This is a genomic window from Arachidicoccus ginsenosidivorans, assembly GCF_007971385.1.
Lineage (GTDB): Bacteria > Bacteroidota > Bacteroidia > Chitinophagales > Chitinophagaceae > Arachidicoccus > Arachidicoccus ginsenosidivorans.
The window spans coordinates 3,503,041-3,520,568 of record NZ_CP042434.1 but is presented as its reverse complement, the minus strand read 5'-3'; the positions used below and the strand labels follow the sequence as shown (position 1 = coordinate 3,520,568).

General features: G+C 41.2%; 16 protein-coding genes and 1 pseudogene. 5 read left to right on the top strand and 12 right to left on the bottom strand.

What is annotated here, in order from left to right:
• Positions 1-35 precede the first annotated feature (35 nt).
• Positions 36-1,619: a DHA2 family efflux MFS transporter permease subunit gene (locus tag FSB73_RS14170; RefSeq protein ID WP_146783486.1), complete on the top strand. Its 1,584-nt coding sequence runs from the start codon at positions 36-38 to the stop codon at positions 1,617-1,619.
• Between the two features lie 286 nt (positions 1,620-1,905).
• Entirely contained in the window at positions 1,906-2,292 is a 387-nt protein-coding gene (locus FSB73_RS14165) for a VOC family protein (protein WP_146783483.1), read from the top strand.
• 210 nt (positions 2,293-2,502) lie between these two features.
• Here FSB73_RS14165 and lepB read toward each other — a convergent pair whose 3' ends face one another.
• The 10 genes and pseudogenes from lepB to FSB73_RS14115 form a co-directional block, all read right to left on the bottom strand.
• Positions 2,503-4,017 (bottom strand): signal peptidase I, encoded by a 1,515-nt coding sequence (lepB, locus tag FSB73_RS14160; RefSeq protein ID WP_146783480.1) that lies wholly within the window; start codon positions 4,015-4,017, stop codon positions 2,503-2,505.
• A 149-nt stretch (positions 4,018-4,166) separates the two neighbouring features.
• A complete protein-coding gene (fmt, locus tag FSB73_RS14155; RefSeq protein WP_146783477.1) occupies positions 4,167-5,120 on the bottom strand; it encodes a methionyl-tRNA formyltransferase in 954 nt (317 codons plus the stop codon).
• A gap of 230 nt (positions 5,121-5,350) precedes the next feature.
• Positions 5,351-5,785, bottom strand: coding sequence for a hypothetical protein (locus FSB73_RS14150; RefSeq protein WP_146783474.1), 435 nt, complete (start codon positions 5,783-5,785; stop codon positions 5,351-5,353).
• Between the two features lie 297 nt (positions 5,786-6,082).
• A complete protein-coding gene (locus FSB73_RS14145) occupies positions 6,083-6,301 on the bottom strand; it encodes a hypothetical protein (RefSeq protein WP_146783471.1) in 219 nt (72 codons plus the stop codon).
• Positions 6,302-6,498: 197 nt separating this feature from the next.
• Positions 6,499-6,957, bottom strand: a complete 459-nt coding sequence (locus FSB73_RS14140) for an RNA-guided endonuclease TnpB family protein (protein ID WP_146783468.1) — start codon at positions 6,955-6,957, stop codon at positions 6,499-6,501.
• Entirely contained in the window at positions 6,954-7,091 is a 138-nt protein-coding gene (locus FSB73_RS23325; RefSeq protein WP_158639557.1) for a hypothetical protein, read from the bottom strand. The genes FSB73_RS14140 and FSB73_RS23325 overlap by 4 nt, the downstream gene beginning before the upstream one ends.
• A gap of 297 nt (positions 7,092-7,388) precedes the next feature.
• The gene (locus FSB73_RS14135) at positions 7,389-7,955 is read right to left on the bottom strand and encodes a hypothetical protein (RefSeq protein ID WP_146783465.1); all 567 of its coding nucleotides are present in this window, start codon (positions 7,953-7,955) and stop codon (positions 7,389-7,391) included.
• A gap of 225 nt (positions 7,956-8,180) precedes the next feature.
• Positions 8,181-9,041 (bottom strand): annotated as a pseudogene (locus FSB73_RS25095) (Rpn family recombination-promoting nuclease/putative transposase).
• Positions 9,042-9,642: 601 nt separating this feature from the next.
• Positions 9,643-10,296 carry a heme exporter protein CcmB gene (locus tag FSB73_RS14120; RefSeq protein ID WP_146783455.1) on the bottom strand — a complete coding sequence of 218 codons (654 nt, stop codon included), beginning with the start codon at positions 10,294-10,296 and terminating at the stop codon, positions 9,643-9,645.
• Positions 10,297-10,303: 7 nt separating this feature from the next.
• A complete protein-coding gene (locus FSB73_RS14115; RefSeq protein WP_146783452.1) occupies positions 10,304-10,909 on the bottom strand; it encodes a thymidine kinase in 606 nt (201 codons plus the stop codon).
• Positions 10,910-11,066: 157 nt separating this feature from the next.
• On the opposite strand from FSB73_RS14115, the gene FSB73_RS14110 reads away from it, so the two are divergent.
• Positions 11,067-12,356: a hypothetical protein gene (locus FSB73_RS14110; RefSeq protein ID WP_146783449.1), complete on the top strand. Its 1,290-nt coding sequence runs from the start codon at positions 11,067-11,069 to the stop codon at positions 12,354-12,356.
• A gap of 289 nt (positions 12,357-12,645) precedes the next feature.
• On the opposite strand, the gene pyk is transcribed toward FSB73_RS14110, so the two are convergent.
• Together pyk and pfkA are read right to left on the bottom strand one after the other, a co-directional pair.
• Positions 12,646-14,145 carry a pyruvate kinase gene (gene pyk, locus FSB73_RS14105; protein ID WP_146783446.1) on the bottom strand — a complete coding sequence of 500 codons (1,500 nt, stop codon included), beginning with the start codon at positions 14,143-14,145 and terminating at the stop codon, positions 12,646-12,648.
• Positions 14,146-14,287: 142 nt separating this feature from the next.
• Entirely contained in the window at positions 14,288-15,271 is a 984-nt protein-coding gene (pfkA, locus tag FSB73_RS14100; RefSeq protein ID WP_146783443.1) for a 6-phosphofructokinase, read from the bottom strand.
• Between the two features lie 471 nt (positions 15,272-15,742).
• Between pfkA and FSB73_RS14095 the strand changes: the two genes are divergently transcribed.
• Both FSB73_RS14095 and FSB73_RS14090 read left to right on the top strand, forming a co-directional pair.
• Positions 15,743-16,057, top strand: a complete 315-nt coding sequence (locus tag FSB73_RS14095) for a hypothetical protein (RefSeq protein ID WP_146783440.1) — start codon at positions 15,743-15,745, stop codon at positions 16,055-16,057.
• 98 nt (positions 16,058-16,155) lie between these two features.
• On the top strand, positions 16,156-17,388 hold the full coding sequence (locus FSB73_RS14090; protein WP_146783435.1) for a nucleoside recognition domain-containing protein: 1,233 nt from the start codon (positions 16,156-16,158) through the stop codon (positions 17,386-17,388).
• The last annotated feature ends 140 nt before the right edge of the window (positions 17,389-17,528 follow it).

Below are 17,528 nucleotides of genomic sequence, written 5' to 3'. Positions count from 1 at the left end.
GATTTAGGCCTGTCCAGCACAACAGTTTTAAAATTATGGAAGCACAAGATTCTCTGGTCGTATATGGCATGAAACGGGTGATTATCACCATCACGGCAGTCGTATGTGCCTTATTGCAGATTGTGGACATGACAATCGTGAATATTGCCTTGCCAGATATGCAGGGCAGCATGGGCGCCTCTCTTTCAGAAATCACCTGGGTCATTACCGCTTATGCCATTTCCAATGTAATTGTGATGCCCATGACCAGCTGGCTGAGTCAGCAATTTGGACGTCGCAATTATTTTTCTGCTTCAATTATCCTTTTTACTGTTTGTTCCTGGCTCTGTGGGAATGCCTCCGGCATCACGGAGCTCATCATATTCAGGTTTTTACAGGGAATTGGCGGAGGTGCCTTACTGGTTACTGCACAGACAATTATTACGGAAAGCTATCCAATTGAAAAAAGAGCCACTGCCCAGACCATTTATGTGCTAGGCGTTATCGTGGGTCCAACGCTTGGGCCACCACTGGGCGGTTATATTGTCGATAATTTTTCCTGGCCATTTATATTTTATATCAATATCCCCATAGGCATCATCGCCACCATTCTCACCTTACAATTTGTCAAGAGCCCCAAATATGCAGACAAAAGAAAATCCAGGGATGTCGACTGGCTGGGGATTATGTTACTTATTCTTTCCGTTGGCTTTTTACAATTTATTTTGGAAAAAGGACAGGAAGAGGATTGGTTCAATAGTACACTGATCACCACTTCAGCCGTTATCTCCTTTTTTGCTTTTTACTTTTTTATCTGGCGGGAGACTGTTTATAAATATCCCATCGTCAATCTCAGGGTACTACGTAATAAAGAACTGTCTATTGGCAGTATATTATCCTTTGTTTTAGGCTTCGGGCTTTATGGCTCAACGTTTATAATACCGCTGTATACACAAACAATTATGGGCTGGACCGCCTTTCAGGCGGGTATGCTTATGATCCCCAGTACTGTTTTTACCGCCATTATGATGCCCTTTGTGGGCAAACTGATGGAAAAGGGATTTCCTTTTGGTATTATGATTTCCACAGGCATGGTAATTTTCTTTATTTATAGTGTCATGGCTTATAAAGTGCTGACGCCTGACACAGGCAGTGATGCCTTTTTCTGGATTCTGGTAATCAGAGGGATCGGGCTGGGCTTACTTTCCATACCAGTCACCACGCTTGCCTTATCTACCTTAAAAGGGGTACAAATTGGCGAAGGAGCTGCGATTTCAGGGATGCTTCGACAACTGGGAGGCTCTTTTGGGGTGGCCATTATTTCTACCTATATCACCCGGGAAATCGCCGCCTACAGAAATGACCTGGCCAGTAACCTGACTGCTGCCAGTCAGTTTACACAACAGCGACTTTCTTTGCTTTCTCACGGTTTCCAGGCCAAAGGAATGACGCCTGACGTTGCCAGAAATTCCGCGCTAAAACTTATGGATCAGATTCTGACCGGGCAGGCCACAATTCGCTCCTACATGGATGTCTTTTTCTGGATAGGAATGATGTTTTTAGTCTGCGTCCCCTTTGTATTAGTCCTGGTACGCAATTCCAAAACCAAAGTTGATATTTCTGCTATGATGCATGAGTAACCCCTTATAACATGCAGCCATTCTAACCAGGTTGGGATCAGTATGAGCACAGGGCAGATATTTAATTCGGGTAAACGCAACTCCTCTTCCACCCACTCGTTCGCAATTTTCAGGCTTTAGAAGACAGCCGCTACTTTCCCTTCATCCTCGTATTCCGCTTTCTTTCTCACTTCGTCCAGCTTCTTGGGGAAAAAATAAAAGGGCTAAACTGACTGCCATAGGGTTGTCAGTTGGCTGATGCAATTTTGCCATATCTTATTTAGTCATCAACTTAAATTTTTCGACAATGCAATTATTTTCTATTCGCCTTATTGCGCGTGACATTAAGCAAATGGTGCAGTTCTATGAACAAATAACAGGGATTTCCGCTATCTGGCATACACCTGAATTTGCCGAGCTCCATACCCCGGTCGCCACGCTGGCCATTGGTAGTACGAACACCTTGAGTCTTTTCGGGGGTAATTCCTTTCTCCGGGCCGCACAAAACAAAACGGCTATTATTGAATTTAAGGTTACAGATGTAGATGATACTTTTATGCAGCTTTCAAAGACCATGCAACTCGATATCCTGCAACCGCCTACCACCATGCCCTGGGGCAACAGATCACTGTTGCTTCGAGATCCCGAAGGCAATAGCGTCAATCTCTTTACCCCACCACCCAAGGTGTCGTAAACCAATTTGGCAGCAATTTGGCAGCAATTATTTATTCGCTGGTTGAATACCCATAGAAAAAGCAAAAGTCATAGTTGGTAAATGCTAATTTACCGACTATGACTTTTGCTTAGCGCATTGGCTTTACGCCTTTGCTACATGCCTTTATATTGTATATTGACTGATCCTGAATTTTAATGCAACACCCCTCAACGATTTTCTATGTATGGGTTATTTAATGGATCTAAAGATACGATTCCACCTGGGTCCGTGCTGCCAGCTGAACCAAATCAGCGATGCCCTACCTACAATGGCAGTTTCTGGAACAAATCCCCAATACCGGCTATCCTGGCTGCGATGGCGGTTATCCCCCATCATCCAGTAATAATTATACCCAAAGGTATATTGATTGGTCTTTTTACCGTCAATAATAAAGGTATCTCCATGCTCTTCCAGACTATGATGTTCATAGGTATGGATTATCCTACGATAAATGGCAATATTTTTAGCGGTTAAAGTAACGGTTGCGCCTTTTTTGGGTACCCATAAAGGGCCAAAATTATCGGGCGTCCAACTGCTGTCGCTATTATCATAATAAGGGAATAATTCTCTGTTGGTTTGTACATCATAGCGTACATTCACCACATTGGGTAGCTTCTTTATCTTCTCGATATCTGCAGCACGTACATCGAATTGATAAAGGTTAGGCCCTTTTTGAATCATTTCGGGCTGATCCCCTTCATTGACAGGCTGTAATTTAACATGTAAGTCATTTTGGAGATAGTCGTCGGAAAAAGAATTACCATTGGTTGTCACCAGGTATTCCATTTGGGAAGTAGGCGGAATAAAAGCTTTCTTCCCATTAATATATAGTTCCGTATTGATAATCTGTAGCGTATCACCCGCTACCGCCGTACATCTTTTGATATAGTTATCTGTCTTATCAATAGGATGAACCAGAATCTGATGATCAGCCATAAGCCTTGCCCTATCTCCATGGTAAACATCTCTTAATACCTGATAATAAGGTAAGGCAGAACCGTAATTGGGTTCATTAATAATCGTATCTCCAGCCGGGAAATTAAACACGACGACATCATTTCTTTTCACCGTCGTTAAAGCAGGTAAGCGCATATAAGGCCAATGAACCGCTTTTGTGTAAGAAGGCGTGGTGGTAGAGAAAGGCATAAAATTATGCACAAAAGGAAAACTAATAGGCGTCTCAGGTATACGAGCACCATAGCTCATCTTATTGACAAAGAGGAAATCATTGATTAGCAAGGTCTTTTCCATACTGCCAGTCGGGATGACATAAGCCTCAAAAATAAAAGTACGGATAATGGTGGCGGCCACTGTAGCAAATACCAAGGCATCGATCCATTCTCTGACCACGGTCTTTTTATAGCGTTTGACCCCTTCAGCACCGATATAACGGACTTTGTCAGAGAACCCCACATAAGGCAGGAAAATAAAAGGAACGACCGCCGTTAGTGCATGATCAATCAAACTAAAGCGCCCAAACTGCATCACAAAAATGATGGTAATCCAGATCGTGATAAACTGTCCTGCAAAAGGTAAAAGCTGTAACCAGAACCAGACTTTGCTGATCCCACATAGCTCACAGATAATCCAGGTATTATAAAAGGGAATAAAGGCCTTCCAGGGAGCTACCCCGGCCTTTTTAAACATTCCATACACGCCAATTGGCCATCCGACCAAATATAAAATCACGTATAGCCAACCCATACTTTCTTGAATTTTAACGTTAGTTCTCGCAAATGTAAGGGTTTTCCATGTGGAACACTCCGCTAACCGGTAAAAGGTTCTTAAAATTTATACAAGCGGTTTTATGGGATTTTCTGAGTTCATGCACCTATAATAATTTCCTCAAAGCGCTATTTTTCAAAATGATACCCTCTTAAAAAGGCTTCCGTAGTCATTTTCTTTTTACCTGCCAGTTGCAATGCATCCAAAACAATATAGCCATCCGGGCAACTGAATTTAATATAATGCTTGCCATCGGTTAGCAGTTTTCCTGGCGCTAATGGCGTTTGGTTATTGCCCACAGAGGCCGGTTCTATGTGTGCCTGGTAGATTTTAAGGACCTTACCATCCAGCTCCGTAAATGCCGCAGGAAAAGGTGATAGTCCTCTGATCAGATTAAAGACCTCCTTAACCGGCCTCGTAAAATCTATCCTACAGGTCTCTTTAAAGATCTTAGGTGCTGGTTTTAAGACCTCAGCCTGAGGTTGTGGCCGCTCCTGCAAAGTTCCTGCTACCAGACCTTGAACTGTTTTGAGTACCAAACCCGCCCCTGCTTCCATCATCCGGTCATGTAGCGATCCGGCATCTTCACTTGGTCCAATGGGCATTTCCAGCTGTAACAAAATATTACCTGTATCAATAGCATGCTGCAATTTAAAGGTAGTTAACCCCGAAACAGCTTCTCCACCAATCACCGCCCAATTAATCGGTGCCGCGCCCCTATATTGGGGCAGTAAGGAAGAATGCAGATTAATGGTCCCCAATTCAGGCATATTCCAGACGATTTCCGGGAGCATCCTAAAAGCCACAACAATTTGTAAATCAGCATTTAAAGCCCGTAAAGCCTCTAAAAACTCAGGATCCCTAAGTTTTTCAGGTTGTAATACCGGCAAGTTGACAGATTCTGCATATTGCTTTACAGCACTCTTTTGCAATTGCATGCCTCTACCTGCTGGTTTATCAGGTCCGGTAACGACACCAACGACATTTAAACCTTCCGTTACCAGCTTTTTTAAAGTAGGAACGGCAAATTCCGGGGTACCCATAAATACGATTCTGATATCATTTAACGCTTTTTCTGGCATTGTCTTAGTCTTTTACGCTTTATTTATTCAAAGTCATTACTGTCCCATAGTGTAGATAGTATTGGCAGTTGGTTCTTTAAAATCAATTGGGTTTCAAATGTCTGCCTTTTGACTAGCAGCCATTTGAAACCCATAAAATTAAATATAATATATTTTTCAACTGTAAAGAATCTGGTAATTCTGTCAGCATTTACAAATTAATCTGTAAACGATCAAACTCATCCGCATTGTTACATACCTGGCATCAAAGAAGACGTGGCCCAAGGAATCATGGCCAAAATGATCACCAGTGCAATCAGGTACAACACGGCTGATTTGCGGTGTTTTTTAAGATCCGAAACATTTTTTTTGGCCACCCCTTTACCAATCGTAATTAATACAATCGCAATGATCATGGCTATTGGATGCTCCACAAATTTGAACCTTAATGCGTCATTACTCATAATCATAGATCTGTCCGCCAGCGAACTCAGATCCATGGCCAGCATGACTAGTCCCACGACTAAAGTCAGGTGTGCACAAATCATCAACCAAAGTCCTAATTTCTTATGGATATTGGCAAATGGCTTATTTGTATCCGCAAAATTCTTGATGATATTAACCACCAGTAAAATTAAGATCAGCCAACGCAGTAGGTTGTGCAGATCCAGTAATCCTTTCAGCATTTTCTTCCCTTATTTGTTTAGAGCGAAATTACTCAATTATTTCCATATCAAGCTGCTTTGTCCTGCAATTCAGCAGGTAATTATTAATGTGCTTATTTTTTTGATAGTATGATGGTCGCATGGGCCGTTTTTCCAGCCAGATCCAGATACAGGCAATCACATTAGAACAATTCAGTACATTATTACCCATAAAATAATCAGACACTGGACCACATCTACAATAATACCATGCGACTGATCTTTGAATTTAACCTAAAAATCATATAACTTAAATAATAATTCCACTGCTGTCCTATACTATTTCTTTGCTTTGGCTAAGCGCTCCTTTATTGAAATTACATAGGACTGCTCAAGATTGAAAACTTCAGCGATTTTAGTTGGAGATAATACACCCTTTAAGAGTAAAATTTTGATCATGTCCTCTTGCCCTTCTTTGAACGCAGTCATTCTAATGGCATAACCATCTCTCAATTGCTTGAGTCTGCGCTCATTTTTTTGACGTTGTGCTGCTATCATATATGTTGCTTCTGGGATTTTAAAGTCTTATTTGCAATTTTTTGTAGATCTCTAATCAATACTTCACCTTATGGTTCTTGAATACAAATGGCTTCATTTTTTATGTACCTGAACTGGCAAGCATAGGTAATCATATAGCTTTATTCCAAGCCTCTCTTCCTTTTAAATGTTACTAAATCGAGTCAACATACCCTCGCCTAGAAGGCGAGGGCTTGCCACTGTCGGATAAATCCGACAATGCGACCATGGGCTGATTGACTGCAGCCTAATTCGGCGATGTTTAATGCTGCATTCTTGTCCGCATGGTCACCGTGACCACAGCTGCAGCACACAAATTCGCTTTGAGTTTTCCGGTTTGCCTTTTCAATATGTCCACATTTATGACATCTTTGGGAAGTATAGGCTGGTGGTACCAAAAATACAGGTACTCCGGCCAGCTTAGCCTTATAGATGATAAATTGGCGTAATTGATGAAATGCCCAACCAGAAAACCTGGAACGCCTGCTCTTGCGAACCCTTTGCCGTCTGCGAATACCTGTTAGATCTTCTAACGCTATTGGAGATCCGGTGCGTTTGGCCTCGTCCACTATTCTTTTACTTATAATGTGGTTTTCATTTCTTTTAAACCTTTTCTCTTTTCCAGAGTTTTTTTTCAATTTTCTTTTTGCTGAACGGGTCTTCTTCTTTTGAAGACCAGTTCTTTTGGCTTGGTTTTTTTATGTACCTTTTCAGTCTGCTGGCCATCAAAAGACTCGCCAGTAGATAAGGTCGCGAGCTGATTGATCCCCAAATTATTCTAAATTCGGAATAATTTTGGTTATGCCGAATTATTTGTTATTCCGAATTACTTTCATAATAAATTGTATTTCAATCAGTATTCAAGGAATATTTATGAATAACTTTTCCTGTTTTTTTCTTTTATAGCTTCTTAATCAACCTTTGTCATTTTCTTATTTTTACTTTGGAATATCAATAAGAACATCCTGTTTTACTAGCTCCCAGAGGCTATTGCCAAGTTATTTCCTTATTGTAGCGGCTCTCCAGTCCATAATCCATTTCATCAAATATGTGCCATTAATAAAAAAAGTTATTCCGAAAAATGAAATGCTAAAGAATTGTTTATCAGTAGTGTAATTATGTAATTCAGAATAACAAATAATTCGGCATAACCCAAATCAACGCCGATCACATTTTCATGATCTATTAATTCCGGTTCTGGGATATCACAACTGACATTTAAAAAAAAGTGACCGTTGCGAAAAAACAAATCTGATTCTCCCTTTTGAAATGCCAACAAATTACGGGCATTATCTCCAACCTCGAATTTCATTACTTGCCTTCCTTCGAGCGTAAGTATGCTTAGGCTATCACTGCTGAGGTCAAAGCTGACCATACGACAGTCAAATGCTACAGCCCCTTTTAATCTGAAAGTTCTTTGGGTATCGATTGGACCTGTAGCCTTTTGGGCTTTAACCTTGTATGCATCTGCAACCTTACCAATAGCCCGGATAGTCATTTGGGATTTAAGTCCAAAATCCTCCCGTATAGCGTAGTAAGTTAGCTTATGCAACCTTGTTCTATTAAAACACTGGTTATCAAAAACCACCGCTGAAATTTGGTTGCAGGCAAGGTTCATTGCCGTTAATGTTTCCATTAACAGATCAAATTGCTCCCGATCCGGAACTAACTTTATTTGTGCTACAACTACCATATCTTTGACAAAGATAGATAATTATTTTAGTATACACAAATATTTAGCATAAAAAACTACAATTACTTTACAAGCCAATTCTTGAGCTTAAGCCTCCGCCTGAAGGCGGTGGTTTCAACCCAAGAAAAGAGACAATGACTTAAAATAATAATCCCCTACTGTCCTATATTATCTCTTTTCTTCAGCTATGCTTTCCTTTATTGAAAGTATATAAGACTCCTCCAAATTGAAATTTTCAGCAATTTCGGTCGGGGATAATAGTCCTTTTAAAAGTAAAATTTTGACCATTTCCACCTGCTTTTTTTCTTCCCCTTCCTTGAACGCGGTCGTTCTATTGGCATAATCGTTTCTCAGTTGTTTGAGACTACGCTCATATTCTTGACGTTGTGCTGCTGTCATATTTGCTACTTCTGCAATTTCTAAAATTTTATGAAATTGCCCTTCATTTAAAAATTCTGGCAATTGCTCAAAATTATGCAAATTTTTGAAAGTATATAACCACTTACCTTAATTTGTCAATTCGTCCAAGGAACTTGTTAGCGATGCCTTTTCAAATTTGGGCAACTCGAGATAAATATACGTTAATTTATTGAATAATACAGTTTTATCTTCTATGTCACATATCTGACCAATCGTTTTAAATTTTCCAGGCTTGCTATGTGGGAGTTCAAAATCTAATAGGCCAATAAAAATAATCGTTTTTTGCTCAAAATCCCACTCAGTCATGGCTTGCTTCCCTTTAGGGGCGTTTTCCTGGATTCTGGCACTGGTATAAAAAATAGATCTGTCAATAAAAAACTCCTGTTTTATTCGTTGAATCTCTATAATAAACTCTCTATTTTGGTCGTCCTGACAAAGTAAATCAAAAATTGCTGTTCTGTGGTATTTAGATTTACCGTTGGCCTCTTTATCCAGATAGGTCACCTTTTTAATATTCAATTGTCCATTCAATACATCATTCAAAAAAGCGACGGCCAGTTCCTCAACTTTAAAGATCGATTTGAGGCCGAAATCCGTCAACAAATTCATGTATTTAGTTTTTATTGCCCTTCTGAGTCGTCTCGAGTTTACTGCCAATTCAATAATTTTTCTCATTTTGTAACTTTTTATTTTTTTACTTTTTGATTTTAGCACAGGGAAGCCATTACCATACGGATTCGTAGGATCAGAATATTGCCTTCATTGAAATTTAGTTTCTATTTATGCTGCAATCATTCAAACATTTATTCACTTCAGTAATTAGGGAATTCACCATAATCAATATGACCTGTATATGGTTTTGTCCAGCGTTTTGTCCAGAAAATCCAATATTAAGATTTTATGAATAACAATTTCCTTACCTTACTTTAAATAATTGTTCTGAATAGCGCATTCACCGCTGGTGGTCAATCGTCACCTTTGCGGTAATTTTTAACTTGTTTTACAAAAAAATGAAAGTGTGTCTTATTTTTCATGTGGCAAATGTAGGGGCAGGGTCATATAGGGCCCCAAGTTTTTTGAACAACCTTAATTGTTATCAGCGAATGAATCTAGAAAAGATAGGATTGGTGCTCGCCAAATCTTGCTTTTTTGACAAGTAGGCATGTTAAAAACCTTCAAAATTGCCTAAATGTATCCTCGAGGTTGCTGGCTAGTCCTTCCATAGAAACGGGAATAAGATCAATGCCAAAACGATAATCAATACATCAAAAGCCAGTAATAACCCTACAAAAGGCAGCAGTCCCGTAAATAAAGCTGGAGAAAAGGCAATTTTGGAGACCTTACCCAGTAGCAATAGTTGTGGCACGATGATAGGGAATCCCATTACAGCCATCAGTGCTGCCTGCTGCTGTGCCTTGGCGGCGATAGCCGCTAAAAAAGTAAAGGTAAAACTCAGCCCCAGCCCCCCTAACATCGCAAGTCCGATAAACTGAGCCATATTATAGACGGGATTGCCGAGCAACACAGCAAATAGACCCACACTTAGCAAAGTCATGACCATCATCAAGAGCCCGTTAAAAACTATTTTAGAGAGCACAAAATCCCGGGCGCCGGCAATGGAATAAAAATACAACATCCTACCTTTAGATTCCTGGAGAAAACTTTTAGCGACTGCATTGACGGCCACAAAAAGCTGGACGACCCAGAACATCGCATTCCATACCTGCTCTTCTGGTTGTCCCATGGTAATGTAGATCACAAATATGGTCGAAGCTACATATAAAAAGATGCCATATAAGGTATACTGCTGGCGAAGTTCCAGCAGCAAGTCTTTTTTGATTAATGAAATTACATAACGATTCAAAGCTGCTTTATTTTTTATCCGTTGTGTTTAAATTATTTTGTGCTTGCACTCCTTCCAGATAGCATTTGCGGCAACGAGGTTCATATTGCTGTTTTTCTCCCAGTAAAACCTGCGCACTGCCGCCAGCCGTTCTATAAGAGATGCTGGCGATATTACCACATTTCACACAAATGGCATGCAGTTTTGTAATATAATCTGCAATGGCTAGTAACTGGGGCATGGGACCAAAAGGCTTCCCTTTAAAATCCATATCCAGGCCAGCCACGATAACGCGAACGCCTTTGGCCGCCAATAATTCGCAGACATGGACGATTTCCGGATCAAAAAACTGCGCTTCATCAAGACCAATCACATCCGCATCCTGTGCCAGCAACAAAATATGCTGGGCACTGTCAACGGGCGTACTTTGTATGGTGTTTTCATCATGGCTCACAACATCTGTCTCACTATACCGGGTGTCGATCGCAGGCTTAAAGACTTCTGCCTTTAAATGAGCGATTTGAACACGCTTCAACCGGCGGATCAGCTCTTCGGTCTTGCCGCTGAACATAGATCCGCAGATAACTTCTATCCACCCTCTTCTCTCTCCTGTTAAACTTGGCTCTATAAACATGATAAAGACACCCTATTGGACTATTTATCTATATATTAACATTTTACTATATAATTAAATGTAAATGAATAGCCCGTTGAGTAAATTCCTTTGTAACTTTAAAACTCAGATTAAAGTTCAAAATTATTATATATTCAGGAAACCCTCTGCATAGATTATGGAAAAACCGGAAATAAATCTGGAAAGTGTACATAGACTCATTGATTCATTACAATCTCAGGCAAAAGATGGCAATGTTCAAGACATGTTGTCTGCTACCCAGAGACTACTGGCAGAGTTACAGCAAATACATCTCAACAACGGCCATGCGGCCCCAAGGCATGCAAGCGTCAGTGTGGTAATGCCCTTTGCTGGTAAGCCAGTAGAGCGGCATGTAGCATTGGCGGCACCTACTGCCCCGCTAAGTGCCCCCCTGGCAGAGGGCGACGCGCTGCTCCAGCCCCCCACAATCCTGACCGAGGCGGTTCCTGCCGCTGCAACTGATAGTCATAGCTTTGGAAAGGTGGAACCAATAGCATCCAGTATACCTGTTCCCCCCAGAGACATCACCATTGAAGCGGCAAAACAAGCACCTGTAACACAAAATACCCCGGAACCGGCATCTACCACACATACGGAACCTATCCAAAAGGAATTATTCACCTTACAGCCTGAAAATGAAGACCTTTCATTTACACCGCTGCAAGCAGCTGAATACCCGACCAGTGTCCCGGAGGACAGCCCGCAAATCCAACAAGCTATTCAACAGGAGCAGCAAGACCACGGTGAACCAACTGTAAAGCAAGCTTCCGTTGAAGCTGCTCAGGCGAATGCCGCTAATGTTCAGCCTCCTTTAACCCAGGCCCCTGATTTTACGGCTAATGGGCAAAGTGAAAATCCGGCTGAGCAAGAAAGCCCCGTCCCTGCCTCAAATAATACACAAGAAAATATAACGGCAGCCGAGCCAGATCCTGAAAATTCTGCTGATGAGGTGCAGGCAGACAAAAGAAGACATCTGGCATTTATACATGAGAATTTCAGTACCTGGGCAGATTATGGCATGCCAGGCGGAGTTGAAGCACCAACACTTGTTCAAAACCAGCCGCTAACTAAAGAAATAGACAATAGTTACAATAGCAGTTATCAACAGCAGCATTATCAAGAATTGAATGAGCAACTGAGCCAGCCTGAGGAAGAGTGGGCGCATAAAATGCAAAGCACCCCTATTGAAAATTTAGCCAGTGCCATAGGGATCAATGACAGATATCTTTTCATCAGTGAACTGTTCAGGGGAGATGAATCCATGTACGAGCGCAGTATTATAACGCTCAATAAATTCAATAGCTTTCCGGAAGCGCATGCGTGGTCAGAAAGGGAGCTTAGATTAAAACTCGGCTGGGATACGCAAAACCCCATCACGAAGCAGTTTGAGCAACTTATTGAAAGAAGGTTCATGTCTCGCAGTTAATTGAGCTTTTTGGACATGAAGACACGCTACCGCGCGGCGTTCCAATTCCTTAAAATGGCAATATGAAGCCTGATAGGCATCAGTCACTTGAAAAATAGACATAACATTACCTCGAATTACCTCGATAAATAAAGGATTAAATCACGCAATTTATTTTCCAGATACAGATCGAGATTCAATAAATAAAAAAGCAGCCTGAACAATTATTACATTGAATTCAGGCTGCTTTATTTATTTTCTGCGCTATGTGTGATCCATCTGCCTAACGGCAGATAAGTCAAGTTGTTGATTAATCCGTAACCTTAGTAATTTTCAAAATATTGGTTGGCAGATGTTTTTCAACTGGTGTACTACCTGTATTTACGACAATATCTTCTGCTTTGATAAAACGACGTTCTCTAAGGATGTTAATCTGGTCATTGATGATCTCATCCAAAGATTCTTCCTCATCATAGAAAAAGGCTCTAACACCCCAGCTGAGGCTTAGCTGGTTAACCAGTTGCTGTTCTTTTGTGAAGATATATAACGGTGTTTTAGGACGGTAACTGGAGATTCTAAAGCCGGTATACCCGCTTTGCGTCATACCTACCAAAGCAGAGGCACTTACTTCGGAAGCAATCTTACAGGCATTATAACAGATGGCATCACTTAACATGGTCGGAGAATGGGCAATCACCTTAAGGTCTTCCTCTCTGTCATAATAATAATCCGTGCGTTCTACTTCCATAATGATTTTGCGCATGGTTTCCACCACAAGTACCGGATGATTCCCCATAGCCGTTTCACCACTTAACATAACAGCATCCGTACCTTCCAGAACCGCATTGGCAACATCGGTAATTTCACTTCTGTTGGGTTTGGTCCTATCCATCATGGATTCCATCATTTGTGTAGCAACAATGACCGGCTTAGATCTATGAATACATTTGCGGATGATCTCTCTTTGCGCCATCGGAACCTTTTCCACCGGCAATTCCACACCCAGATCACCACGGGCGACCATTACCCCGTCTGATTCATTGACGATATTGCGCAAATCATCCATAGCAGAAGGCATTTCAATTTTAGCCATCACCTTGATTTTGCTATTTTGTTCTTTCACCCTTCTTTTCAAATCAACGATATCCTCTGCCTTGCGGACAAAAGACAGTGCTACCCAATCGAGTTGTTTGGCGATAATAAAATCCAGATCCTCAATATCTTTTGGAGTCATAGCCGGTAATGAGATTTCTGTATCTGGCAGATTTACACCTTTATTGGGTAATAAATTGCCACCATAAGTCACTCTAACCTTCACATCCCCTGATTTTTGGTCCACCTCAGTGACGACCACCTCCAGTTTACCATCATCGATTAAAATTTTCTCTCCCACACTTACATCGTTATGCAGATTGGGATAAGAAACATATATTTTCTCCTTGGTTCCAATAACCTTCTCTGTTGAAGTAAAGGTCAGAATATCCCCTGGTTCAATCGCCAGTTTATTGTTTTCGATTTGCCCTACGCGCAGTTTAGGTCCCTGCAAGTCACCCAGTATGGCAACATTATAAGGCTCTTTTTCATTGATTTTGCGGATGCTTTCGATGATCTCGGCCTTATTTTCATGACTTCCATGAGAAAAGTTTAAGCGAAAAACATTTACCCCGGCTTTAACAAGTGCCAGTAATTGTTCATATTTTTCACATGCCGGTCCTACAGTGGCTACAATCTTGGTTCTATGAACATTGTGCAGAATACCCGCTTCGGCATCCATTTCTTTATGTAAATATTTCTCTACGTTTTTAGACATTTTCTCCATTTGTTTTTTGTCATTAAAAAATATTGTTGCCATCCATTGCCAATGCCGACTAGCCTGTCTGGGCTACATGGATGCAAGCAGAAAAGCGCTGTCAGATTTTAATGATTCATTCAGCGCTTTACTCTTCTTTTCTTTAGCTGGCCAGTATCTTTACAATACGTAACCAATTCTCATCGATCGAATCCTTTTCACGGATGGCCACTTCCAGCGGCGTATATACGATCTCATTATTAATGATACCGACCATCACATTGGATTTACCTGCAATCAGGGCTTCCACTGCATGGTAGCCCATTCGGCTGGCAACCAGCCGATCAATACAGGTAGGCGACCCGCCACGTTGAATATGCCCCAGAATGGACACCTTAGTATCAAAATTAGGGAGTCGTTCCCGGACGATCTTAGCGACTTCATTTGCGCCGCCAAAAGCGTCCCCTTCTGCAACGACAATGATATTGACCAGTTTTTTTCGTTTTTCTTTTTCCGAGAGAGAAGCAATTACATCCTCAATATTGGTCGCAGCTTCGGGAATCAAAATGGTTTCTGCACCGGTAGCAATTCCACTGTGAAGGGCAATATAACCGGCATGGCGTCCCATTACCTCTACTATAAACAAACGGTCATGGGCATCTGCGGTATCGCGGATTTTATCAATTGCCTGCACTGCTGTGTTACAGGCTGTGTCAAAGCCAATTGTAAAATCTGTACCATACAAATCCTTATCGATGGTGCCAGGTAGTCCAATAACAGGTAATCCAAATTCATTTTGCAGTTTCATGGCCCCCGTAAAACTGCCATCTCCGCCAATAACCACCAGTCCGTCAATGCCTCGTTTCTTTAAATTGGCATATGCCTGCGCCCGGCCCTCTTCTGTATAAAACTCTCTGCAACGTGCTGATTTTAAAATAGTTCCCCCTCTTTGAATGATATTTGCAACTGTTTTGGAGCCCATGGGAAAGATATCATCCTCCATCATCCCACTATAGCCACGCATAATACCATAAACTTCCAGTCCCAAATACACTCCGGTACGTACAACTGCCCGGATGGTGGCATTCATTCCGGGTGCATCTCCTCCGGAAGTCAGAATCGCTATTTTACTTACTTTTTTAGACATTTTAAAAAATTGTAATATATGGTAACGTTTGCGCTAATTTTCCAACAAGGAGCGAAAGTACAAAATTGAATATAATTTTCCGAAATCCTAACTTTATATTTTTTTGCCTAACACTCATTAGCAAAGCGTTTCAGCGGATTTGTACCAGGGTCCATTACACACTCGCTTCTTAGATGGCAGACCGCCTGCCATTATTTTGATTGCCGGTCTATCACAATATTTAAATAAGAGCAAAAGGTACGAATAATTACTGGATTATGCTTTTTGCTCATAGGCGTTAATCTTCTAATAACAAGTGCAGGTACAAAATCCAACTACAATTTTCATCAGACAAATTTGGTCACTTAAGTACTTTTGTCCACAGTTCTAAATATCTTTGAACAGATTTGCAAAAAACCATGTTTATAACTGATTATCCAGTAACACGGCATAAATGCAACCACGGGCGACCAATCAGGCAAATTTTGTTGATTGCAAGCTCACCCTATTGTTAACCAGTTTAAATTAACCAATAATCTATTCATGGCCTCCTTGGATCCAAACAAGCCTGAGTCACCGCAAGATATTAAACAGCAATTTGAAAAGGTGACCAATAGTAATACTTATTGCTGGATTGTACTCATTGCCTGTTTGACGGGTATTGCACTGGCTTTTTACAAGCATTATGGTGTTCCTTATACAGATAAGTTCTTTTTGCTGATTGCCATCCTTGCAATCGGCGTTATAATTAATGTAAACCAACTGCGCAAAAATTATTTGAAAAAAAAGCAAGGCCCTGGCAAATAACTCGTTGAAATTCTACTTCGGAAATATCTTTGTTGTTATTGTGTTCAGCTAAGAATCCCCTATTTTTACAAGATCATTATCACTAACCGGTAACATACATGGCTTTAAATGTCGTCTGGATCGCCTTTTTTGTTATTGCATTTGTCATTGCTCTGATTAAATTCTTTTTTCTGGGTGATGTGGAGATCTTTAAGACCTTGACAGATGGCATTTTTGATAGTGCAACGACTTCTGTCACACAGGTAGCCTTTCCCCTGGCCGGCACTATGGTATTTTTCCTGGGACTGATGAAGATCGCTGAGAAAGCCGGTGCAATTGCAAAGCTGGCCCGGATCCTGAATCCTTTTATGCGCCGTCTATTCCCGGAAGTACCACAAAATCATCCCGCAATGGGAGAAATGGTCATGAACTTCTCTGCCAATATGCTGGGACTGGATAATGCAGCTACACCTTTTGGCCTAAAGGCCATGGAAAGCCTGCAGGAGTTAAATCCTAAAAAAGAAGTCGCCAGCAATGCCCAGATTATGTTTTTGGTGCTACATACTAGCGGGCTGACGCTGATTCCCCTGTCTATTATTGCCTATAGACTAGCTGCCGGTTCGCACGAAGCGGCCAGTATATTTATACCCTGCGTGCTGGGAACGGTCTTTACAACGCTTATGGCCATTCTTATAACCGGCCTGAAACAAAAAATTAAATGGGATTTTGTGCTAGTGGGTTGGTTGATAGGTATTTTTGCCCTGATTGTGGGTCTTTTAATTGGTGTTGGCACGATGAGCACGGCCGGCAAAGAAGTTTTTAGCAAAATCGCAGGCAGTCTGGTACTGCTACTGGTCATTATTCTCATTATTATTGCGGGTGCTTATAAAAAGGTGTCCGTTTTTGATACTTTTATTGAAGGCGCCAAGGATGGCTGGGTAATCGTTGTAAAAATTATTCCCTATCTGGTCGGTATGCTGGTGGCCATCAGAGTATTCAGGGACTGCGGCGCACTTGGTTATCTGACAGATGGCATCGGATATATCATTCATGCCATGGGCTTTAATACAGATTTTGTTCCTTCCCTACCGGTGGCCATTATGAAGCCTTTTAGCGGCAGTGGCGCCCGGGGGCTAATGATTGATACCATGCAGACCTTTGGTCCGGACAGTTTTGTCGGTAAACTGGCCTGTACCTTTAACGGCTCTGCGGATACCACGTTTTATATTATTGCCTTATATTTTGGCAGTGTGGGTATTAAAAAGGTCAGATATGCGGTATGGGTGGGACTGGCAGCAGATATTTTAGGCGTAATAGGCGCCATTGCGATTGGGTATATATTTTTTCACTAACGATTAATCTTTTGCTAATTAATAACATCCAAAGAATAATCGACAGATGGCTTAGTAATCCAGACAATCAAGATTTTAGGCATGATTAATGCCTTAAAATTCTAGGCCGTTCTGGGAATAAAACCAGGCCCAATAATTAT